This is a genomic window from Inquilinus limosus DSM 16000 (genome assembly GCF_000423185.1).
In the GTDB taxonomy this organism is placed as follows: domain Bacteria; phylum Pseudomonadota; class Alphaproteobacteria; order DSM-16000; family Inquilinaceae; genus Inquilinus; species Inquilinus limosus.
This window is the reverse complement of sequence record NZ_AUHM01000002.1, coordinates 533,367-554,081: the sequence shown is the minus strand read 5'-3', so window position 1 is coordinate 554,081 and position 20,715 is coordinate 533,367. Positions and strand designations below refer to the sequence as shown.

Sequence of the window (20,715 nt, the reverse complement as noted above, 5' to 3'; positions counted from 1 at the left end):
TATTACTGCGCCCCCGCTGCGACCACCGCTTCGGCCGGGCGGGGGCCGAAGAAGCCGTCGTCTCGCCGCACCAGCCCTTCCGCCGCCAGCGCCGCCTGCACCGCCGGGCGGGCGGCGACGCGCCGGTGCAACGCCTCCAGGGCCGGCCGGCGCGCCAGGTCGACGCCGTTCCAGGGCGACCAGTTCAGACAGACGAAGAGATAGGCGTCGGCCACGGTGAAGCGCCCGCCCGTCAGATACGGGCCGGCGATCTGCCCGGCCAGCCAATCGAGGCGCTTGTCCACCAGCGCCGCCAGCGCGGCCCGGGCCGGCGCATAGGCCGGAAGCATCAGCATCACCATCGGCTTGTGCAGCTCGGCGGTGACGAAGTTCAGCCAGGACTGCACCTGCGCGCGCCCGACGCAGCCGGGTGGCGGCAGCAGCCCGGCCTCGGGGCGGAGATCCGCGAGGTACTGCACGATCGCCGGCCCCTCGGTCAGCGTCTGCCCGTCCTCCAGCACCAGCGCCGGCACATAGCCGTTGCCGTTGATGCGCAGGAAATCCTCACCGTCGCTCGCCGCGTGGGTCCGCCGATCCACCTCGACCAGCTCCACCGGCAGGTCGAGCTCGCGGCACACGATGTGCGGCGACAGCGAGCAGGCGCCCGGATGCATGTAGAGCTTCATCGCCATCTCCCAGACCTCCTTCTCTCCGGCGACCTCGACGTCGCCGCGAAACCGTCTATATTTTGTACTGTATCGAATATTAATCTGGGATCAAGCCTTATTATGCGAAGTGGTACAAAATGAGCGAGGAGCCGAGAAAGCGTGGCCGGCCGCGGGCTTACGACCCCGACGTGGCGCTGGAGCGGGCGCGGGACGTGTTCTGGGAAGCCGGCTTCACCGGCAGCTCGCTGGATGCCCTGAGCGCCGCGACGGCGATGAACCGGCCCAGCCTGTACGGCGCCTTCGGCGACAAGGAGGCGCTGTATCTCAGGACGCTGGAGCGCTACCGCGACGAGGGCCTGGCGGCGATGCGGCAGGCGCTCGACCCCGGCCGCTCCCTGCGCGAGGGGCTCGACGCGGTCTACGCTGCGGCGCTGGCGACCTATCTGGACGAGCGGGCCGGCGCGCGCGGCTGCCTCCTGATCGGCACGGCGGCGGTGGAGGCGGTGCTGCACCCGGCCGTGCGCGCGGTGCTGCACGGCAGCCTGACCGTCTTCGACCAGGCGCTGGAGGAGCGCTTCCGCCTCGCCCGCGACCGCGGCGAGATCGACGCCGCCGCCGATGCCGCCGCCCTGGCCCGGCTGGCCTCGGCGGTGATGCATTCGCTGGCCGTGCGGGCGCGGGCGGGCGAATCGCGCGCCGTGCTGGAGGCGATCGCCGATTCGGGCGCGGCGATGATCTGCGGCGCCGCGCGCGCCGACTAGGCTGCGGTCCCGGGCAGGAACAGCCGGACCGGCCGGATCTCGTAGCCGCCGAGGCCGGGATTGGCCTGTTCCAAATCCTTGGCGATGGCGACCGCCTCCTCCTTCGATTCGCAGTCGACGACGTAGAAGCCGAGCATCTGCTCCTTGGTCTCGGCATAGGGGCCGTCGATCACCAGCGGCGGCTGATGGCCCTTCATCAGCGTGGTCGCGGCGGAGGTGAAGGCCAGCCGCGCGGCGGGGCCGAGCTTGCCCTCTGCGGCCAGCCGCTTGTGGACGACGTCGAGCCGGGCCATGACCGCGTCGTCCTCCTCCTGCGTCCAGGCGCTGAGGACCTCTTCCGAGTTGTAGCAGAGAATGGCGTAGAGCATCCGGGCCTCCCCTTCCCGTGTCCGGTCGGGAGTATGCCTGAGTCGCCGTCTGGCCGCAGGCCCTTACGCCGCCATCCCGGCCGCGATCATCGCCTGTTGGCGCACCGCCTCGGTCAGGGCGGCGCGGTGCTCCTGGAACTCCGGCGTCGTCTTCACCGTGTAGTGCCGCGGATGCGGCAAGGCGATCGGCCGGTCCTCGATGATGCGGCCGGGCCGGGCGCTCATCACGATCACCCGGTTGGCCAGGAACACCGCCTCGTCGATGTCGTGGGTGACGAACAGCACGGTCTTGCGCTCCGCCTCCCAGATCGACAGCAGCAGCTCCTGCATCAGCGCCCGGGTCTGGGTGTCGAGCGCGCCGAAGGGCTCGTCCAGCAGCAGGATCTTCGGGTCGTTGGCCAGCGCCCGGGCGATCGCGGTGCGCTGCTGCATGCCGCCCGACAGCATCTTCGGATAGTGGTTCTCGAAGCCGCGCAGCCCGACCTTGGCGACGTATTCGGCCACGATCTCGTCCTGCTGCCTCTGCGGCACCCCCTTCTCGCGCAGGCCGAAGGCGATGTTGCGGGCCACGGTCAGCCAGGGGAACAGCGTATAGGCCTGGAACACCACGCCGCGGTCCGGCCCCGGCTCGGTCACCGGCGTGCCGCCGACCAGCACCCGGCCCGCGGTCGGCCGGTCGAGACCGGCGACGATGCGCAGCAGGGTGGACTTGCCGCAGCCCGACGGGCCGAGGAGGGTGATGAAGTCGTTCTCGGCGATCGCCAGGTCGACCGGGCTCAGCGCCTGGGTCGGCGCGCCGCCATGGACGCCCGGGAAGGTGCGGCTGACGCCTTCGACGCGCACCAGGTCGGTCATCGGCCGAGGCTCCAGGGGAACAGGGCGCGGTTCGCCCGCTTGAACAGCTGGTCGGTGATCAGGCCGATGGTGCCGATGACGAAGATGCCGAAGATCATCTGCCCGGTGTCCAGGAAGCGCTGCGCGTCGATGATCATGTGGCCGATGCCGGCGGAGGAGCCAATCAGCTCGGCGACGATGACATAGGTCCAGGCCCAGCCCAGCACCAGCCGCAGCGCCTCGAAGATCTGCGGCGCCGCATTCGGGATCATCACCCGGAAGACGATGCCGCGGGTGCGGGCGCCCAGCGTCCGCGCCGCCTCCACCAGCTCCATCCGGATCGAGCCGGTGATCACCGCCACCATGATGATCAGCTGGAACACCGAGCCGATGAAGATCACCAGCAGCTTCTGCGTCTCGCCCACACCGGCCCACAGGATCAGCAGCGGGATGAAGGCCGAGGCCGGCAGATAGCGGCAGAAGGAGACGAAGGGCTCGAAGAACGCCTCGACCCCCCTGAAGGTGCCCATCAGGATGCCGAGCGGCACCGCCAGCAGCGCCGCCAGGATGAAGCCGCCGAACACCCGGAACATCGTCACCAGGATGTCCCAGACGAAGCCGAAGCGGACGAACAGCTCGACCCCCGCGGCCAGGGTGGCGTCGGGGCCGGCGAGGAACAGCGGCTTGACCAGCCCGCCCCAGGTCGCGGCGCCCCACAGCGCCACGAAGGCGACGAAGCACAGGATGCCGAGGACGATGCGGCGGCCGGGGCCGACGGGGGCGAGCGGGACGAGCACGGGTCGGTCCTAACAGCGGTTCGGATATCGCGCCGACGCCGAGGTCACTGCACGAATTTGGCGGTGTAGAGGGCGGTCAGGTCCGCGGGCTCGCGCCGCAGCAGCCCGGCCTCCAGCATCACGTCGGCCGCCTCCTTGATGAATTTCGGCATGGTCTCGGTCATGTAGGTCTTGTTGGCGTCGCGGCCGTACCAGGTGACGAACTTCGCCGATTCGGCGAACTGCTCGGCGGTCTGATTGACGTCGGCGCCCATGATCCGGTTGGCCTCGGCCGGGTTGGCCTTGATGTAGTCCAGCGCCTCGAACCAGCTGTCGACCACGCCCTTCACCACCTCCGGATGGGCTTCGACGTAGTCCGGCTGGAAGGCCAGGGTGTCGATGATCACGCCCGGCGTCTCGGCCGAGGTTACCAGGATCTTGCCGTTCGGGTCCTTGCGGATGTTCGACAGATAGGGCTCGTAGGTCACGGCCACGTCGAACTGGCCGGCGACGAAGGCGGCCGCCGCGTCGGAGGGCTGCAGGTCGGTCAGCCTGACGTCGCCGAGCGACATGCCGTTGTGCTTCAGGAGATAGGCCAGCCAGAACTGCGGCACGCCGCCGAACTGCACCGCCACGCTCTTGCCCTTCAGGTCCTCGAACTTGCCGATGTTCTTGCGCACGGCGACGCCGTCGCCGCCCGAGGAGGTGTCGAGCGCCAGCACCTGCACCACCGGCACGCCCGAGCTGGCGTAGAGCAGATGGGTGTCGACGGTGGTGGTGATGACCTGCACGTCGCCCGAGGCCATGGCCTGATGGCGGTTCGAGGTCGGCATCTTGACGATGTCGAGCTCGATGCCGTGCTTCTGGAAGATGCCGAGCTGCTTGGCCAGCGTGATCGGCGCGAAGCCGGTCCAGCCGCTCATCGCCAGGCGCAGCTTCACCGGCTCCTGCGCGGAGGCGGCGGTGGCCATGGCGGCGGTCACGGCAAGAACGGCGGCGGCGATGCCCAGACGCATGATGCTGTTCCCCTGTTCCGGTCGCCCGGGCACCGCGGCACCCGGGCGTGATTCGCCGCAGCCTACGGGATTTTGCAGTGCAGCGGAACGGGGCCGGCGGTCAGGTCAGGGTGTCGGCTGCACCACCACGGCGCCGGGGGCCACGGTCACGGCGGTGCCGGGGCCCGAAGCCGGCAGATAGGCGCTGGTCATGACGTCGACCTTGTCGGCGCGGATCGTCTCCAGCGTCTGGCACAGCGACCATTTCGCGGTCGGGCCGGAGATGGTGACCCGGTCGCCGATCCGGACCGGAACGGGCTTGCCCTGGATCGCCACCTCGCTGCCGTCGTCGCGCCGCAGCACGGTGCAGGGCCGGCCGACCTGCAGCGTGCCGGTGTAGACGACGCTGATGCCCTCATGCCACTCGGTCGAGACCTTCGGGAAGTCGTAGGGCGGGATCTGCGCCGCCTGCTGCTGGGTCGTCTGGCAGGCGCCCAGCAGGGCCGCCGCGGCGAATGCGATGAAGAGGGTCGGCGAGGGGCGATGACGGGTCGACAACACGCGCTCTCTTTCTCGTTTTGGCGGCGGAATCATTTCTTCCAATATGATCTTCCATACAGGCGAAGCGGGGCCGCCGTCCAGCCGGCGTTCGAAGCGAACGTTCCGGACCCGAAGCGGGATATTTCAGACCGGATCGCGGTGTCTTTGTGATCCGAGATGTCGTGGCCGCCAAATCGTCTGATGAAAACCGCCTGGAAATGCCAATGAACCGTCACGGTTCGGCGGTTTCCTTTTACACGGGTTGATTGTATGCCCTTGGGGCCCTGATGCGGCCCCACCGTTCGGGCCGCACGCTCTTCTGGAGTCTGCAGGATGTCGAAGGCCGATCAACACAAGGCCGAAATCGTCGATGGCGTCGTAACCCTGGCCAAGCAGCGGCTCGACCCGGCGAAGGGAGGAATGGCCGAGCGGTTCATCCGCCTTTATTTCCGCAACGTGCCGCCGCACGACGTGCTGCGCGAAGGTACGGACACCCTCTACAGCGTCGCCCTCGGCCTGCTGCAGTTCGGCGGCGAACGCCGCAAGGGCGAGGTCAAGATCCGGATCTTCAACCCGGTCTATGACGATTACGGCTGGCGCAGCCCGCACACCGTCATCGAGATCATCAACGACGACATGCCGTTCCTGGTCGATTCGGTGACCGGAGCCCTGTCCGAGCTGGGCCTGACCGTGCATCTGGTCGTCCACCCGATCCTCGCCGTCACCCGCGACGCCCAGGGCCGGCTGACCGACGTGCAGGATCCGGCCGCGGCGCCGGAAGGGACGCCGGCCGAGAGCTTCATGCATCTGCAGATCGACGAGCGCACCGACCAGGCGACGCTCGACCGCATCGCGTCGACGCTGCGGGCGGTGCTGGCCGATGTCCGCGCCGCGGTCGAGGACTGGGGCGCGATGCGGCAGCAGATCCGCGCCGTGCTCGATGAGCTCGACCACAGGGCGCTGCCGGTCGATCCCGGCGAGACGCGCGAGATCATCGCCTTCCTGGAATGGCTCGAGGACGACCACTTCACCTTCCTCGGCTATCGCCGCTACGACTTCGCCCGCACCGATGACGGGCTCGAGATCGCGATCGTGCCGGACAGCGGCCTCGGCATCCTGCGCCAGCCCGACGTCTCGGTCTTCGACGGCGCGCGCCGCTACGACCGGATGTCGGAGGAGGCGCAGTCGATGCTGCGCAGCACGGCGCCGCTGACCGTCACCAAGGCCAGCCTGAAGGCGACGGTGCACCGGCCGGTGCATCTCGACGTCTTCACCGTGAAGATCTTCGACGATGCCGGCGAGGTGGTGGGCGACCATCTGTTCGTCGGCCTGTTCACCTCGGTCGCCTACAGCCGCAGCGCCCGCGACATCCCCTATCTCCGGGCCAAGGTCAGCCGCACCCTGGCGCGCGCCGGGCTGGACCCGAAGAGCCATGACGGCAAGGCGCTGGGCCACATCCTCGACACCTATCCGCGCGACGAGCTGTTCCAGATCTCCGACGAGCAGCTGCTCGACACCGGCATGGGCATCCTGCACCTGCAGGAGCGGCAGCGGACGGCGCTGTTCGTGCGGCGCGACCCGTTCGGCCGCTTCGTCTCCTGCCTCGTCTACGTGCCGCGCGACCGTTACAACACCGACCTGCGCCACCGCATCCAGAAGATTCTGGAGAAGGCCTATGGCGGCCCGGTCACGGCGTTCACCACACAGATGACCGAAGGGGCGCATGCCCGCGTCCATTTCCTGATCAAGACCCAGCCCGGCGCCGGCACGGACGAGCCGGTCGACGTGATCGAGGAGAAGCTGGTCGAGGCCGGCCGCAGCTGGTCCGACCTGCTGCAGGCGGCGCTGGTCGAGAAGAAGGGAGAGGAGCAGGGGCTGATCCTCTTGCGCCGCTACGCCGAGGCCTTCCCGGCCGGCTATCGCGAGGAGACCACGCCCGCCGCGGCGATCGTCGACATCGAGCGGATCGAGGAGATCGACGAGGACGGCGAGATCGGGCTGCACCTGTTCCGCCCGATCGAGGCGGGGCCGAACGAGCTGCGCTTCAAGCTGTACCACCGCGGCACGCCGGTGCCGTTGTCCGACGTGCTGCCGATGCTGGAGCATCTCGGCTTCAAGGTGGTGTCGGAATTCCCGACCGAGGTCGCGATCCAAGGCCAGGGGACGGTCTGGATCCACGATTTCGAGATGCGCAGCCGCACCGGCGACGCGATCGACCTGAACCGCCTCAAGGCCGTGTTCCAGACCGCCTTCGAGCGGATCTGGACCGGCGACATGGAGGACGACCGGCTGAACCGGCTGGTGCTGGCCGCCGGGCTCGACTGGCGCTCGGTCACGCTGCTGCGCGCCTATGCCCGGTTCCTGCGCCAGGCCCGCTTCGCCTTCAGCCAGGAGACGATCGAGGACACGCTGGTGGCGCATCCGGAGATCACCCGCGCCATCGTCCGCATGTTCACCACCCGCTTCGATCCGGAGCTGACCGGCGACCGCGAGGTGGCGATCCGCGGCCTGCTGGTCGAGATCGAGCACGCGCTGGACGCGGTGACCAACCTGGACGAGGACCGCATCCTCCGCCGCTACCTGAACCTGGTGCGGTCGACCCTGCGCACCAACTTCTTCCAGACCGACGACCAGGGGCGGCCGAAGCCCTATCTGTCGCTGAAGTTCGACAGCCCGTCGATCGAGGAGCTGCCGCTGCCGCGGCCCTGGCGCGAGATCTTCGTCTACAGCCCGCGCATGGAGGGCGTGCACCTCCGCGGCGGCAAGGTCGCCCGCGGCGGCATCCGCTGGTCCGACCGGCGCGAGGACTTCCGCACCGAGATCCTGGGGCTGATGAAGGCGCAGATGGTGAAGAACACCGTCATCGTGCCGGTCGGCTCCAAGGGCGGCTTCGTGCTGAAGCGGCCGCCGGCGCCCTCGGCCGGGCGCGAGGCGTTCCAGGCCGAAGGCATCGAATGCTACAAGCTGCTGATGCGGGGGATGCTCGACATCACCGACACCATCGCCGGCGGCGAGACCCGGCATCCGGAGCGGGTCGTCCGGCATGACGAGGACGACCCGTACCTGGTGGTCGCGGCGGACAAGGGCACGGCCACCTTCTCCGATATCGCCAACGGCGTCAGCCAGGACTACGGCTTCTGGCTCGACGACGCTTTCGCCTCCGGCGGCTCGGCCGGCTACGACCACAAGAAGATGGGCATCACCGCCCGCGGCGCCTGGGAATCGGTGAAGCGGCATTTCCGCGAGCTGGGCACCGACATCCAGTCCCAGGACTTCACCTGCGTCGGCGTCGGCGACATGTCGGGCGACGTGTTCGGCAACGGCATGATCCTGTCCGAGCACACGCGGCTGGTCGGCGCCTTCAACCACCTGCACATCTTCGTCGACCCGAACCCGGACGCGGCGACCAGCTTCGCCGAGCGCAAGCGGCTGTTCGCGCTCGGCCGCGGCTCCTGGGACCAGTACGACACGGCGCTGCTGTCGCCCGGCGGCGCCGTGTACGAGCGCAAGGCCAAGTCGGTCAAGCTGTCGCCCGAGGCCCGCGCCCGCTTCGGCATCGACCGCGAGACGGTGACGCCGAACGAGCTGATCCAGGCGATGCTGAAGGCCGAGGTCGACCTGCTGTGGTTCGGCGGCATCGGCACCTATGTGAAGAGCAGCCGCGAGAGCCACGCCGATGTCGGCGACAAGGCGAACGACCCGCTGCGCGTCAACGGCCGCGACGTCCGCGCCCGGGTGATCGGCGAGGGCGCCAATCTCGGCGTCACCCAGTTCGGCCGCATCGAATACGCCCGCATCGGCGCCGGCGGCACGGGCGGCAAGATGAACACCGACTTCATCGACAACTCGGCCGGCGTCGACACCTCGGACCACGAGGTCAACATCAAGATCCTGCTCGGCTCCGTGGTCCAGGCCGGCGACCTGACGCTGAAGCAGCGCAACCAGGTGCTGGAGAGCATGACCGAGGAGGTCGGCCAGCTGGTGCTGCGCGACAACTACCTGCAGAGCCAGGCGCTGTCGCTCGCGGTCGGCGAGGGCTTCGAGGTGCTGGACCAGCAGGCCCGCTTCATGCGCGGGCTGGAGAAGGCGGGCAAGCTCGACCGCGTGATCGAGATGCTGCCGACCGACGAGGAGCTGACCCAGCGCTCGGGCAACCGCGAGGGGCTGACCCGGCCGGAGCAGGCGGTGCTGCTGGCCTATGCCAAGATCACCATCTACGACGCGCTGCTGGCCAGCGACCTGCCGGACGACCCGGCCCTGCTGGACGACCTGTTCCTGTACTTCCCGACGGCGCTGCGCGAGCGCTTCAAGGACGCCATCCCGCAGCACCGGCTGCGGCGCGAGATCGTGGCGACCCACGTCACCAACAGCATGGTGAACCGGGTCGGCGCCACCTTCGTCTCGGAGATGGCGGACAAGACCGGGATGGGCGTGGCCGACATCGCCCGCGCCTATCTGATCGTGCGCGACAGCTTCAGCCTGCGCGACATCTGGGCGGCGGTCGAAGCGCTGGACAACAAGGCCGAGGCCCAGGCGCAGATCCGCGCCATGCTGGCGACGCGGCGGCTGATCGAGCGCAGCGTCGCCTGGATCCTGCGCCAGCAGGGCCGCGGCCTCGACGTCGGCCAGGACGTGGCGCATCTCAAGCCCGGCCTGGCCGAGCTGGAGAGCCAGCTGGACGCCGCGATCTTCGACGACGCCCGCGCCGTGATCGACGCCCGCGCCCGCGGCTTCGTCGAGGCCGGCTTCCCGGAGGATCTGGCCCGGCGCGTCGCCCGGCTGAACCTGTGGGCGGCGGGGCTCGACATCATCCGCATCGCCGACCAGGCGGGTCGCAGCGTCAGCGAGGTGGCGTCGGTCTATTTCGAGACCGGGCGCCGGCTCGGCCTCGCCTGGCTGCGCGACGGCGCCAGCCGGATGCCGGCCACCAACCACTGGCAGAAGCAGGCGGTGGGGGCGATCGTCGACGACCTGTACACGCTGCAGGCCGACCTCGCGGTGCGGGCGCTGCAGGCGGCGCCCTCGGGCGCGGACGGGGCCGATGTGGTCGAGGCCTGGGTCGGCCACCGCCGCGCCCCGGTGGACCGGATCGACCAGCTGGTCTCCGAGCTGAAGGCGCTGGACCAGGTCGACCTGTCGATGCTGGCCGTCGCCAACCGCAACCTGCGCGGTCTGGCGACGGGGTGAGGACGGGCTGGGGCGTCGCCGGCGCGGCGCCCCTTCACTCCGCCCGCAGCAGCCTCTGCAGCGGCGCGGCCTGGCGCAGGATCGGCGACTTGATGACGATGTAGCTGAAGTACTTCTCGATGCCGAGGCGGCGGTCCAGCAGCGCCTCCATCACCTGCTGGTAATGCGCGATGCTGCGGGTCAGGAAGCGCAGCAGGTAGTCGTAGCCGCCGCTGACCATGTGGCACTCAAGCAGCTCCTCGACCGTCGCCAGGCCGGCCTCGAAGCGGATGAAGTCCTCGCGCCGGTGGTCGGCCAGCGTCACCTCGGTGAACACCGTCACCGTCTCGGTCAGCCTGGACAGGGCGATGCGGGCGCCGTAGCCGGTGATGTAGCCCGCCGCTTCCAGCCGCTTCACCCGCTGCAGGCACGGGCTGGGCGACAGGCCGACCGCCTCCGCCAGGGCGGCGTTGGTGATCCGCCCGTCGGCCTGCAGCCGGGCCAGGATGGCGATGTCGATCCGGTCCAGCTTCGGCGCGCCCGCCATCCTTCCCCTCGTCCGATCGGCTGTGGAGGTTAACCCCGCAGCGCCTCCTGGTGAGCTTTGGCAAGATCCGCCATGCTGGTGAAGCGGAAATCGACGTTGGGCTCGGACTCCGGCGGCATGGTGGCGCCGAAGCCACCCTCGGCGTGGCGGCGGTGGATCCAGCAGGTGGCGAGCCCCGCCGCCTTGGCCGGCACATGGTCGTGGAACAGGCTCTCCGCCGTGTGCAGGATCTCGCCCCTGGCGATCCCCAGGCCGTCCAGCTTCTCCAGCATGTACTGGAAGTTGCGGTGCGAGGGTTTGTAGCTGCCGATGTCCTCGGCGGTGAAGATCGCGTCGAACTCGACCTGCAGCCGGACGTTGCTGAGGGCGAAGCTGGCATTGTCGACATTCGAGAGGATGGCCAGCTTGTAGTACTTCTTCAGGTACTGCAGCGCACCGGCGGTGTCGGCGAAGGCCGGCCAGTCCTTGATCGAGCGGCCATAGGCCAGCGCCTCCTCCCAGCTCGCCGCCACGCCCCATTCCTCGGCCAGGCGCTTGTAGACGACCGCCAGCAGCTCGTCGTAGCGGCGCGCCGGGGTCCAACGCTGCTGCGCCGACTCGTGGCGGGCATGGGCTTCCAGGATCTGATTGCGGCTCAGCGGCTCTTTGGCGCGCGCGGTCAGCGGCGCCAGCCCGTTGACCATGCCGGTCTCCCAGTCGATCAGCGTGCCGTAGCAGTCGAAGGTCAGGATCTTGAAGTCGGTCAGCTTCATGGCGGCGTTCTCCAGATGGCTCTGCTTTCCAGTTAATGCCCCGGCGCCGACGGCAAGGGCTGCGCATTCGCGCCGTGCGGCGGCAGGAGCTGGCGAGACGCGGCCGTCCGGCAGCAGAAAATGCCGTGCCGCGGCCGGCACAGGATTCGTGTCGCAGCCGCGTCATGGCGTGTCGGCTCTGGAGCGTGCGGGGCCGCGGAGTCGCGCCATGATCCCCGCCAAGAGGTGCCGGTCCGAGGCCGCGGAACAGAGCGGCGGCGGGCCGGATAATTGGGAAGCCGGTGGAAGTCCGGCGCTGCCCCCGCAACGGTTACGGCGGTGAAGGTGCGGCAGGGGCCACTGGAGCGATCCGGGAAGGCGCCGCACCGGCCAGGAAGCCCGCCGAAGCCCGGAAACCAGCCTCGACGGAGTTTGTCTCGGTGATCGCGGTGGGCGGTCGGCGGGCATGTTCGCGAGGGACCGGCCCGGTCGCCGAGCGCGCGTACCCGGATGCCACATCTGCGACCGTGCCCATGGAGGATCGGGTATGGAAGCGCGTTCGGCCATGTTGATGGATCTGCTCTCCCGCGCGCCGGGCTTCAGCCTGAAGCGGGACTTCTACACCAGCCCCGCCTATCACGCGCTGGACCTGGAGCACATCTTCTACCGGGAGTGGCTGTTCATCGGCCATGCCTGCGAGGTGGCGCGGCCGGGCGACTTCCTGACCGTGCAGATCGGCGACTATCCGGTGATCGTGGTGCGCGGCCGCGACGGCGCCGTCCGCGCCTTCCACAATGTCTGCCGCCACCGCGGCTCGCGCCTGTGCACGGACGAGCGCGGCTCGCGCCCCCGCCTGGTCTGCCCCTATCACCAGTGGACCTACGACCTCGAGGGCAAGCTGGTCTTCGCCCGCGACATGATGGGCGACATCGACGCCGCGCAGTTCGGGCTGAAGCCGGTGGCATGCGAGGAGGTCGCCGGCTGGATCTTCCTCTCGCTGGCCGAGCAGCCGCGCGACTTCGAGCCGTTCCGCCGCATGGTCGAGCCCTATATGGCGCCGCACCGGCTGGCCGAAGCCAAGGTCGCCCACAGCTCGACCATCATCGAGCGCGGCAACTGGAAGCTGGTGATGGAGAACAACCGGGAATGCTACCACTGCTCCGGCAACCATCCGGAGCTGTGCCGCGTCTTCTCCGATCAGCCGACCCTGACCGGCGGCCGGGACGGGATGGAGGAGAGCCCCGAGATCCTCGGCCACTGGCAGCGCTGCGAGGCGTTGGGCCTGCCCAGCCGGTTCCGGATCTCGCCCGACCTGCAGTACCGGGTGATGCGGATTCCCTTCATCAACGACGCCCATTCGATGACGATGAGCGGAGAGCCGGCGGTGAAACGCCTGCTGGCCGACTTCCCGACCGCGCGGCTCGGCTCGATGCTGCTGTACCACTACCCGAACAGCTGGAACCATCTGTTGGCCGACCACGCGCTCAGCTTCCGGGTGCTGCCGATCAGCCCGACCGAGACCGAGGTCACCACCAAATGGCTGGTGCACAAGGACGCGGTCGAGGGCGTCGACTACGACCTGCAGGCCCTGACCGAGGTGTGGACCGCGACCAATGACGAGGACCGCCGCATCGTCGAGGAGAACCAGCGCGGCATCCTGTCCCCGGCCTATGAGCCTGGGCCCTATTCGCGGCTGCACGAGGGCGCGGTGATCCAGTTCGTCGACTGGTACGCCGACACCATCTCCGGCCGGCTTGGCGGCGGCACCGCCACGATCCGCGACGTGGCTTGAGGGGCCCCAGCTTGAAGAGAAGCACTGCGGCTCCCTTCCTTGTCCCCCCTCCCCTTGCGGGAGGGGGGCGGGGGGAGGGGTCTGCGCGCGTCTGCGCGCGAAAGGCTTTGAGGTCTCCCCGAGGGCCGGGACGGTTTGCCGCGTTTGAACGCCGGTGCGGGTCGAGACAATCCCCTCCCCCTATCCCCCTCCCGCGAGGGGAGGGGGGACAAAGAATTGAAGGCCTGAGTCGCCGAGATCAGGGGAAGCCGCTATGCCCGGCCCTCTGACCGCGACGCCGAAGCTGTGGAACGCGAAGTCGGCGCGGCTGCGCTGCATCGGCATCCGTGAGGAGGCGCCGGATGTCCGCACCTTCCGCTTCGAGGCGGAGGACGGCAGCTGGTTCTCCTACCGCCCCGGCCAGTTCGTGACGCTGGAGCTGCCGGTAGGGCCGCAGCCGGTGCTGCGGACCTACACCCTGGCCTCCACCCCGTCGCGGCCGCACCACGCCAAGATCACCGCCAAGGCGCAGAAGGACAGCGTCGCCACGCGCTGGCTGTTCGACCGGCTCAGGGTCGGCGACGCGCTGACGGCGCACGGCCCCTCCGGCCGCTTCTCGCTGCTCGACCACCCGGCCGAGCGCTACCTGTTCCTGTCGGCCGGCAGCGGCGCCACGCCGATGATGTCGATGGCGCGCTGGCTGTTCGACACGGCGCCGCAGACCGACGCGGTCTATGTCCATTTCGCCCGCCGGCCGCAGGACCTCCTGTTCCGGTCGGAGCTGGGCTACATGGCGGAGGTCGCGTCCGGCCTCAGGCTGCGCTTCGTCGTCACCGGCGCGCCGGCGGGCGATGGCTGGGCCAGTGGCCGGCTGGACCGGGCGCTCCTGTCCGCGTTCTGCCCGGACATCGCCGGGCGGGCGGTGTTCTGCTGCGGCCCGGACCGGTTCATGGACGCGGCCCGGCGCCTGGCGGGAGAGCTCGGCGTGCCGCCCGCGCGCTGGCACGAGGAGAGCTTCGGCGCCACCCCCGCGCCGGTGCCGGCCGTGTCCCCGATCGCGCCGCCGGTCGAGGCGGCGGGGGAAGGGATGCAGGTGGCCTTCACCCGCTCCGGCCGCAGGGCCGCGGTGCTGCCGGGCCAGACCGTGCTGGAGGCGGCGGAAGGCTGCGGCCTGCGCATCCCGACCGCCTGCCGCCAGGGCCTCTGTGGCACCTGCCTGGTGCGCAAGCTCAGGGGCGAGGTGCGGATGGAGCACAATGGCGGCATCGCCGACGACGAGATTGCCGAGGGCTGGATCCTCGCCTGCTGCTCCCAGCCCGAGACGGCGCTGGTGGAGGTGGAGGTGTAAACGCGCGGGCGACGGTTATGGATCGGAGTAATACTTCGCCTTGACCGCAGGGTCCGATAGACGCGTCTGATGCCATCGATACCAGTCAAGCCCGATGTCGGCTTCCAGCATCGGCTTCAGCTCGGTATCGGTGATCAAAATCGGAAAGTCGATCATCAGTGCGTAATCATCGATGGACAGGAAGAACCGATTTACTGGTTCGATTTCGCATTGAATCTGGCAGTGATATAGTCTTATTTCCATTTTCTGGAATCTTTCATTTTCTGATTCTTCCAGATAGAGTAATGAATCCTGGTAGTCTTCGAGGCCGATGGCGTATGTCTCGTCCTTTGCCTCTTCCGTATGGGATATCAGGAAGGCGCCGTCCTTCCAAAGCGCTCTGATGTTGTAATGCCCGTCCTCCTCCCTGACCTCCACATCGCCGTCGAAGGAGGGAGAAAGGGCGTCGACCAGCTCCAGCGGTCTTGCGGTCGAGAACAGGATGAATGATCGGCTCATCAGGTCATCTCGGTTTCATCAAGGCGGCGATCGTGTCGATGTCGTCAGTGATAAGATACCCATTTCTGCTGACGCCGTTCAGGACGCGGTCGATCACTCTCTGTGGTGCTCCAGCGGAATTGTTGATGAAGGATACGGCCGGATTTTCGAGGAATGGGATCGTTCGATCTCTAAGTTGTGTAATGACCGCGCTGGCGCTTGAGACGCCGTCCTTGAACTGAATCGAACCTTCGCTGGTCAGGACATCGATCTCCCCCACCACCCTGTTGCTGGAATCCATGATCTCCAGATTGACGCCTTCGACGTTGACGCCACGCGCCTTCAAATCGTTCACGAAGTTGGACAATCCCGGGTCATGGGCCATGCCCTGGCGGAAGGTGTATCCGGGCTTGAGGTGGCGAAGCCCCAAGGCTGTCAGGCACGTGGCCAAGCCGAGCGGATCGACCCAACTGGTCGGAGTGTCTACATATCCGTGGGTCCGGAGTCCTCCCCGCAAGCCGATCGGGTCCGGCGAAAGATATTGTCCCGTCTCAGGATCGTAGACTCGGAAGCGGTTGTAGTGCAGCCCCGTCTCCGGATCGTGCCACTGTCCCGGGAAGCGGATCGGGCAATCGGTCTCGGCTCCGGGCGCGGGTGCGGCATTGTCGTTGACCGCGCCCCAGGTGTCGTGCACTGCCGCCCAAGCCAGACGGCCATCCGACGTCACCAGCTCGCGCGGTGTCCCGATCTGGTCGGCCACCACATACCAGACGCGCTCTCCTTGGCGCTTGGCGAGCGGTACCGACGATCCTGGCGCATAGGTCCAGACCACGGCCCGCGACGGGTCGGCCACGCCGGTGTGGTCGAGCGGCACTTCTTCCACCACCACGTCGCCGTCCCAGAGATAACGAGTACCACCGCCGTCTGCCCGGCGCTTCTCGATGCGCCGATCCATTGCGTCGTAGCGATACAGCCAGCGCCCATGCTCTGGTGTTTCCGCCGCGACCAACCGGTTGCGATCATCCCAGTGGAACCGCCAGAGCTGCGGCCGGAAGCCGGCGCGGATGCGATGTTTCTCGATCAGCCGGCCGCGCCGATCCCAGACGTAGCGGGTTCGCCCGGCCACTGCGACGGCGCCGCCCGGCAGGACCGCCCAGCCCTGGCCCGGCCGCCAGGATGCGATTGGGCGTATGGCATCGTCATCGTCCGCGGTCGGCTCCTCCGCCTCGGGCGACAGCCGCTGACGGCCGGCCAGGTTCCGGGCGGCATCATAGACGTAGGCCTCGACATAGCGACTGCCCCGGGGTCGGCCGGGCGCCGCCTGTACGATTTGAGCGTTGCGGTCATAGGCGTAGTGCAGGGTGGGCCAGCGCGAATCCTCGATCGCCACCGGATTGGAGGCGCGGTCGTAATGCCACAGCCGGTCCACCAGCACTCCGCCGCTCCCGAACGCGCCGGCGTGACGCGTGCCGCTATCACCGACTCGCTGCCGGACGATCCGCCCCAGCGCGTCCCAATCCTGGTGGAGGGAGAAGCCGCGCCGATCGCTTCGCGTCGTCTCGCGCCCCCGGAGGTCGTGGCCGAAGGCCAGTTCCCCGCCGGCGCCGAGGCCGACCGCGGCCAGCAACCCTGACAGATCGTAGGCGAAACGCGCCGCCGCCTGTGCCGTCTTGAGCTCGATCCGACCGCCTGCCCCGTCGTAACAGGATTGGACCTCGACGCCGTCTTGAGCCTCGGCGATCACTCGGCCGAGCGCATCGTGAGTCCAGGTGACGGTGTGCCCGTCGAGGCTAGCCTCCACCGGCAGGCCACGCTCGTCGTAGGCAAAGCGACGGCTGCCCTCGGCTGTTATCTCCTCGACCACCCGGCCGGCCGGATCGCGGACGTAGCGGCGGATGGCACCGTCCGGCTCGACCCGTTCGACTACGCGACCGGCGGCATCGTGCCGGTAGGAAGAGGTTCGGCCACCGAAATCGGTCTCCTCGACCAGCCGGCCGGCGCGGTCATAGATGAGGCTGGTGCGCTCGCCTTTCGGATTGATGATGGCCGTCAGGCGTCGGCTCCCATCGTATTCATAACGATAGCGCCCCCCTTCGGCGTCGGTCACCTCGTACAGCAGGTCGAAGGCGCCGTAGGTGTAGCGCGTGGTATGACCCTCGCCGTTTCGGAACCGGACGAGGTTGCCCTCACTGTCATACGCCACGGCGATCCGTGTGCCGTCGGCCAGAACGGCTTCGGTCATGTTGCCGCGCATGTCATAGGCGAAGCGGGTCTGCTCGCCGACAGGATCGCGCCGCGACAGAACGCGGCCGAGCCTGTCGTAGGTCATCGTGCTATGCCCGCCGCGGGAATCGATGATCCCGACAACCCGTCCGAAGGCATCGTATTCGAGCCGGGAGACGGCCTTCGGCGCATCGGGAGCCGTGGTCGTCGTGACGGTGTGGATGCGCCCCTTTCCGTCATACTGATATTCGATCATCCCGCCGAGCGGATCGACGATCCGGACCGGATTGCCGTCGTGGTCGCAAGTTTCCGTCCAACGATGGCCGGCCGGATCGACGAAGCCGGCCGGACGGCCCTGGCCGTCGAACAGAAAGCTTTGGCGGGTGCCGTCGGGATGGCGGATCTCCGTCCGATTGCCGAACGCGTCGTAGCTGTATTCGGTCCGATGCCCGAGCTCGTCCACGCAGGCGAGAAGCTCGCCACGCTCGGACCATTCCTGGCGCGCGACGCCGCCCTCGGCGTCGGTCCGCTCGACCACCTGCCCCCGTTCGTCGCTGCGGAACGTGGTGACTGCGCCGTTGGCGGCGATCTGCCGGACCAGACGCTCGGCGTCGTCATATTCGTAGCGGTCGTGGAACAGGTCGTCCGCGGCGCGCGTCGCCACCACCCGGCCGCTTTCGTCGTAGTCGATCTCGGCCCAGGTCTTCAGGCTGTCGGCCCAGCGGATGACGCGACCTTCGTCGTCGGTGCGGTAGTGGAAGATGCCGCCGGACAGGCTGTCGACGAATTCGAGATAGCCGCGCGCGTCGTAGCCATAGCGCACCAGCGTCAGCGGTCGTCCCTCCTGCCCCGTGGGGTCGGAGAGCATGTGCACCGCCAGGATGTGGCCCTCCGCGTCGGTCTCGACCGACAGCTCGTGCCCGTCGGTGTGGCTGACCGCGTGCAGCCGGCCTCGGCCGTCGCGCTCGAAATCGATCCGGTTGCCGTGCCGGTCGCCGATGGCGGTGATCGGCGACGGCCCGTCGGCCGGCGTGGCGAAGGCCCAGTAGGCCCCGTCGACGATGTCGACGATCCGGGCCTCCCCGCCGCGGATCTCGAGCCGCAGCCGCGGCAGCAGCGGATTCTCGCCGATGCCCCGGCGGCCCGGCCAGGGGAAGGCGAATTCGGCGCTGTCGTCGCGGACCCAGATCACCGCGTCCCGCTCGAAATCGCGGATCAGGTGCTGGCTCCAGCTGTCGTACCAGCGCCGCCCGAGCGCGCCCTGGACATCGCAGCCGGAGCGGTGGACGCGTGTCAGCTCAAGCGGCAGGACGCCGGGGATCTCGATGTCGGTGCGGACATCGACCCAGTCGCCGGTCGCCATATCGACGGGATCGCCGAGCAGCTTCCCGATGCGGTCCTTGAGGCGGGTGCCGAGGCCGCGCGCATGCGCCGCGAGATTGTCGACCGCGCGGGAGACCCGCGGCAGCTTCGACATCCCGCTCTTCACGCCGGCCCGTGCCAGGCCGGCCAGCTTGCCGAGGCCCTTGCCGATCCCCTTCATCGCGGCGCCGATGGCGAACGCCGTCAGCGACGGCATCGGCACGCCGCCGATGATGACGTTCGGGCTCGCCGTCACGGTGGTGCCGATCGGCACGCCCAGCGGCGGGTCGCCCGGCGCGACCTTGAAGGACGAGAAGACGCAGTGCTTGGTGATGTCGACGCCGAGCCGGGCCGCGCGCATCCCCTCGATCCAGACCGAGGAGGAGCCGAGGAAGATCTCGTACATCGGGAAATAGCCGCCGCACCAGATCCCCAGCCCCATATCGAGGCAGCGGCCCGCCGGCATGCCGTTGATCAGCACCGTGCTGGCCCCCGACAGGAAGGGGATCGGGATCACCGGGCCGAAGCTCGGCAGGGGGATCGGCGGCGCCGGCGGAATTAGGTTCGGCGGATGGCTGTGGGCGTGCGGCAGCCCGATGGCCATGTCGAGGATCCGCACCGCCGGCAGGGCCGGGAAGGGGATGGCCGAGAACGGGATCGAGAGCAGCTGCTCCGCCGAAGTCAGCGCGGCGAAGGTGGCGCCGGTCGTGGCCAGGGCGCCGTCGGCGGCGCCGATCGCCTTCACCGCGTCGACCAGGCTGCCGGCCTGCCCCGCCAGGGCGCCGGGGACATCGCCGACCGGGGTCGAGCCGATATGGCTGAGGTCCATCGATCCGGTGGCGCCCTGCCGGCCGGCGCCCTGGGCGGTGTGGGTCCAGACATCCAGCGCGTTGTGTTCGCCTGCGGCGGACTGGGCCGTGTGCGCCGCATTGCCGCCGCGGGCGATGACCCCGCCGACCGCGTTCGGATCAAGCGCCATGGCCGGCCTGCCCCAGCTGTTCCAGCTTCTCGCGGATGTCGGCGCTGCCGGCCTCCCGCACATCCTGCAGGTCCGGATTGGTGATGCCGTCATACAGGCCTTGCGCATAGCGCCAGACCCGGGCCGCTTCGTCCGGCTGACCCCGCTCCTGATACATCTTCGCCAGGTTGTCGCAGACGAAGGCCTCGCCCGGCCGGTTGCCCTGCGCCCGGAAGAACCGGCTGCCGACGCGCATCGCCTCGAAGGCCTGCTCGAAGTTGCCGAGGCGGTGCAGCGCGACGCCGAGATTGGTGTAGGCCATCGGCGCCAGTTCGTTCAGCCCGTGCGCGACGCAGAGATCGCAGGCCCGCAGGAACGCCTCGGCCCCTTCCTCCGGCCGCCCCGCCGCCAGCAGCGTGTTGCCGAGGCCATAGGCGCCGATCGCCTGCTCCACCGGTTCGCCGGCCGATTCCGCGGCCTCGAGCTGCTGCCGCTGCAGCGCCTCGGCCCGCGGATAGTCTCGGTTCGAGAAGGCGAAGCCGGCGGCCATCATCAGCGCCCGCCGGCGGTCCGACGGGGAGGCGGCGGACTGCTCCAGCACCTCGTTCACCCGCCGTTCCATCTCCGGCGGCGAGCACCAGAAGGTCTGGGTGTCCGCCTTGGGATGGCCCGACGCCAGCGCGGCCAGGCACGGCGCGCGCCGCTCGTCGAGGACGATGAATTTCAGCCGTCGGCTCGAGACCTTGTCGGCCAGGAAGGTGACGGATCGGGCGAAGCTCTCGCGGTCTTCCACCGAATCGGGGTGGATCAGGAAAACGAGGCTGCCGACCGCCGCGGGCAGGGTCTCGGCCAGCCGCTCCGCGCGCCCGAGGAACCGCCACGGCGGGGACCGCCCGTCCTCGTCCGGTCCGGGCTCCACGCCGGCTTCGGCCAGGGCTTCCGCATGCTGCTCGATCTGTGCGTTCAGGCTGTCGAGCAGGCCCCCGAACCAGCCGGCGGGATCGTGGAAGGCGGCGTCGCGCGCGATCAGCAGGTGACGGAAATCCTCCTGCTCGTCCAGCCCGGCCAGCATGCGCAGGAGAATCCCCCGCATCTCCGGATCGATCAGGACGATGCGGACGGCCGGGACCGGCGCGTCCAGGAAATCCTCGATCAGGTCGAGCTGTTCGGAGAAGAACGCCGTCAGCGGCATGCCGGAGCCCTCACGCCAT

The 20,715-nt window shown here is 68.9% G+C and carries 15 protein-coding genes and 1 riboswitch; of the genes, 4 read left to right on the top strand and 11 right to left on the bottom strand.

Annotated elements, in window-relative coordinates:
* Positions 1 to 2: 2 nt before the first annotated feature.
* Positions 3 to 671 carry a glutathione S-transferase N-terminal domain-containing protein gene (locus G537_RS0106625; RefSeq protein WP_342665192.1) on the bottom strand — a complete coding sequence of 223 codons (669 nt, stop codon included), beginning with the start codon at positions 669 to 671 and terminating at the stop codon, positions 3 to 5.
* A 113-nt stretch (positions 672 to 784) separates the two neighbouring features.
* Here G537_RS0106625 and G537_RS0106620 point away from each other — a divergent pair, with 113 nt between their 5' ends.
* Positions 785 to 1,408, top strand: a complete 624-nt coding sequence (locus G537_RS0106620; protein WP_026869431.1) for a TetR/AcrR family transcriptional regulator — start codon at positions 785 to 787, stop codon at positions 1,406 to 1,408.
* On the opposite strand, the gene G537_RS0106615 is transcribed toward G537_RS0106620, so the two are convergent.
* The 5 genes from G537_RS0106615 to G537_RS0106595 form a co-directional block, all read right to left on the bottom strand.
* Positions 1,405 to 1,776: a YciI family protein gene (locus G537_RS0106615; protein ID WP_026869430.1), complete on the bottom strand. Its 372-nt coding sequence runs from the start codon at positions 1,774 to 1,776 to the stop codon at positions 1,405 to 1,407. The two genes, G537_RS0106620 and G537_RS0106615, sit on opposite strands and share 4 nt — an antisense overlap.
* A gap of 63 nt (positions 1,777 to 1,839) precedes the next feature.
* Positions 1,840 to 2,631, bottom strand: coding sequence for an ABC transporter ATP-binding protein (locus tag G537_RS0106610; protein ID WP_026869429.1), 792 nt, complete (start codon positions 2,629 to 2,631; stop codon positions 1,840 to 1,842).
* On the bottom strand, positions 2,628 to 3,407 hold the full coding sequence (locus G537_RS0106605) for an ABC transporter permease (protein WP_026869428.1): 780 nt from the start codon (positions 3,405 to 3,407) through the stop codon (positions 2,628 to 2,630). Before G537_RS0106605 ends, G537_RS0106610 begins: the two co-directional genes overlap by 4 nt.
* A gap of 44 nt (positions 3,408 to 3,451) precedes the next feature.
* A complete protein-coding gene (locus tag G537_RS0106600) occupies positions 3,452 to 4,402 on the bottom strand; it encodes an ABC transporter substrate-binding protein (RefSeq protein ID WP_026869427.1) in 951 nt (316 codons plus the stop codon).
* A 105-nt stretch (positions 4,403 to 4,507) separates the two neighbouring features.
* Positions 4,508 to 4,942: a DUF5818 domain-containing protein gene (locus tag G537_RS0106595; RefSeq protein ID WP_155888527.1), complete on the bottom strand. Its 435-nt coding sequence runs from the start codon at positions 4,940 to 4,942 to the stop codon at positions 4,508 to 4,510.
* 312 nt (positions 4,943 to 5,254) lie between these two features.
* Here G537_RS0106595 and G537_RS0106590 point away from each other — a divergent pair, with 312 nt between their 5' ends.
* Entirely contained in the window at positions 5,255 to 10,108 is a 4,854-nt protein-coding gene (locus G537_RS0106590; protein WP_026869425.1) for an NAD-glutamate dehydrogenase, read from the top strand.
* A gap of 34 nt (positions 10,109 to 10,142) precedes the next feature.
* On the opposite strand, the gene G537_RS0106585 is transcribed toward G537_RS0106590, so the two are convergent.
* Positions 10,143 to 10,634: an Lrp/AsnC family transcriptional regulator gene (locus tag G537_RS0106585; protein ID WP_026869424.1), complete on the bottom strand. Its 492-nt coding sequence runs from the start codon at positions 10,632 to 10,634 to the stop codon at positions 10,143 to 10,145.
* Positions 10,635 to 10,663: 29 nt separating this feature from the next.
* Complete coding sequence (locus G537_RS0106580; RefSeq protein WP_026869423.1) at positions 10,664 to 11,386, bottom strand: haloacid dehalogenase type II; 723 nt, start codon at positions 11,384 to 11,386, stop codon at positions 10,664 to 10,666.
* 206 nt (positions 11,387 to 11,592) lie between these two features.
* Positions 11,593 to 11,802: riboswitch (cobalamin riboswitch) on the top strand.
* Between the two features lie 110 nt (positions 11,803 to 11,912).
* Here G537_RS0106580 and G537_RS0106575 point away from each other — a divergent pair.
* Together G537_RS0106575 and G537_RS0106570 are read left to right on the top strand one after the other, a co-directional pair.
* Positions 11,913 to 13,157 (top strand): aromatic ring-hydroxylating oxygenase subunit alpha, encoded by a 1,245-nt coding sequence (locus G537_RS0106575; protein ID WP_026869422.1) that lies wholly within the window; start codon positions 11,913 to 11,915, stop codon positions 13,155 to 13,157.
* Between the two features lie 253 nt (positions 13,158 to 13,410).
* Entirely contained in the window at positions 13,411 to 14,484 is a 1,074-nt protein-coding gene (locus G537_RS0106570) for an FAD-binding oxidoreductase (protein ID WP_026869421.1), read from the top strand.
* A 15-nt stretch (positions 14,485 to 14,499) separates the two neighbouring features.
* Here the strand turns inward: G537_RS0106570 and G537_RS0106565 are convergent, their stop codons facing one another.
* Genes G537_RS0106565 through G537_RS0106555 form a run of 3 tightly spaced genes read right to left on the bottom strand, consistent with a single transcriptional unit; the run spans position 14,500 to position 20,696 of the window.
* The gene (locus tag G537_RS0106565) at positions 14,500 to 14,982 is read right to left on the bottom strand and encodes a hypothetical protein (protein WP_026869420.1); all 483 of its coding nucleotides are present in this window, start codon (positions 14,980 to 14,982) and stop codon (positions 14,500 to 14,502) included.
* Positions 14,983 to 14,986: 4 nt separating this feature from the next.
* On the bottom strand, positions 14,987 to 19,525 hold the full coding sequence (locus G537_RS0106560) for an RHS repeat-associated core domain-containing protein (RefSeq protein WP_026869419.1): 4,539 nt from the start codon (positions 19,523 to 19,525) through the stop codon (positions 14,987 to 14,989).
* Positions 19,515 to 20,696: a tetratricopeptide repeat protein gene (locus tag G537_RS0106555; protein ID WP_026869418.1), complete on the bottom strand. Its 1,182-nt coding sequence runs from the start codon at positions 20,694 to 20,696 to the stop codon at positions 19,515 to 19,517. Before G537_RS0106555 ends, G537_RS0106560 begins: the two co-directional genes overlap by 11 nt.
* Positions 20,697 to 20,715 lie beyond the last annotated feature (19 nt).

Bases quoted from the DNA above. Each gene is read 5' to 3' on its own strand.
- G537_RS0106625 (WP_342665192.1), bottom strand. From the start codon at position 671: ATGGCGATGAAGCTCTACATGCATCCGGGCGCCTGCTCGCTGTCGCCG.
- G537_RS0106620 (WP_026869431.1), top strand. From the start codon at position 785: ATGAGCGAGGAGCCGAGAAAGCGTGGCCGGCCGCGGGCTTACGACCCC.
- G537_RS0106615 (WP_026869430.1), bottom strand. From the start codon at position 1,776: ATGCTCTACGCCATTCTCTGCTACAACTCGGAAGAGGTCCTCAGCGCC.
- G537_RS0106610 (WP_026869429.1), bottom strand. From the start codon at position 2,631: ATGACCGACCTGGTGCGCGTCGAAGGCGTCAGCCGCACCTTCCCGGGC.
- G537_RS0106600 (WP_026869427.1), bottom strand. From the start codon at position 4,402: ATGCGTCTGGGCATCGCCGCCGCCGTTCTTGCCGTGACCGCCGCCATG.
- G537_RS0106590 (WP_026869425.1), top strand. From the start codon at position 5,255: ATGTCGAAGGCCGATCAACACAAGGCCGAAATCGTCGATGGCGTCGTA.
- G537_RS0106585 (WP_026869424.1), bottom strand. From the start codon at position 10,634: ATGGCGGGCGCGCCGAAGCTGGACCGGATCGACATCGCCATCCTGGCC.
- G537_RS0106580 (WP_026869423.1), bottom strand. From the start codon at position 11,386: ATGAAGCTGACCGACTTCAAGATCCTGACCTTCGACTGCTACGGCACG.
- G537_RS0106575 (WP_026869422.1), top strand. From the start codon at position 11,913: ATGGAAGCGCGTTCGGCCATGTTGATGGATCTGCTCTCCCGCGCGCCG.
- G537_RS0106570 (WP_026869421.1), top strand. From the start codon at position 13,411: ATGCCCGGCCCTCTGACCGCGACGCCGAAGCTGTGGAACGCGAAGTCG.
- G537_RS0106565 (WP_026869420.1), bottom strand. From the start codon at position 14,982: ATGAGCCGATCATTCATCCTGTTCTCGACCGCAAGACCGCTGGAGCTG.
- G537_RS0106560 (WP_026869419.1), bottom strand. From the start codon at position 19,525: ATGGCGCTTGATCCGAACGCGGTCGGCGGGGTCATCGCCCGCGGCGGC.
- G537_RS0106555 (WP_026869418.1), bottom strand. From the start codon at position 20,696: ATGCCGCTGACGGCGTTCTTCTCCGAACAGCTCGACCTGATCGAGGAT.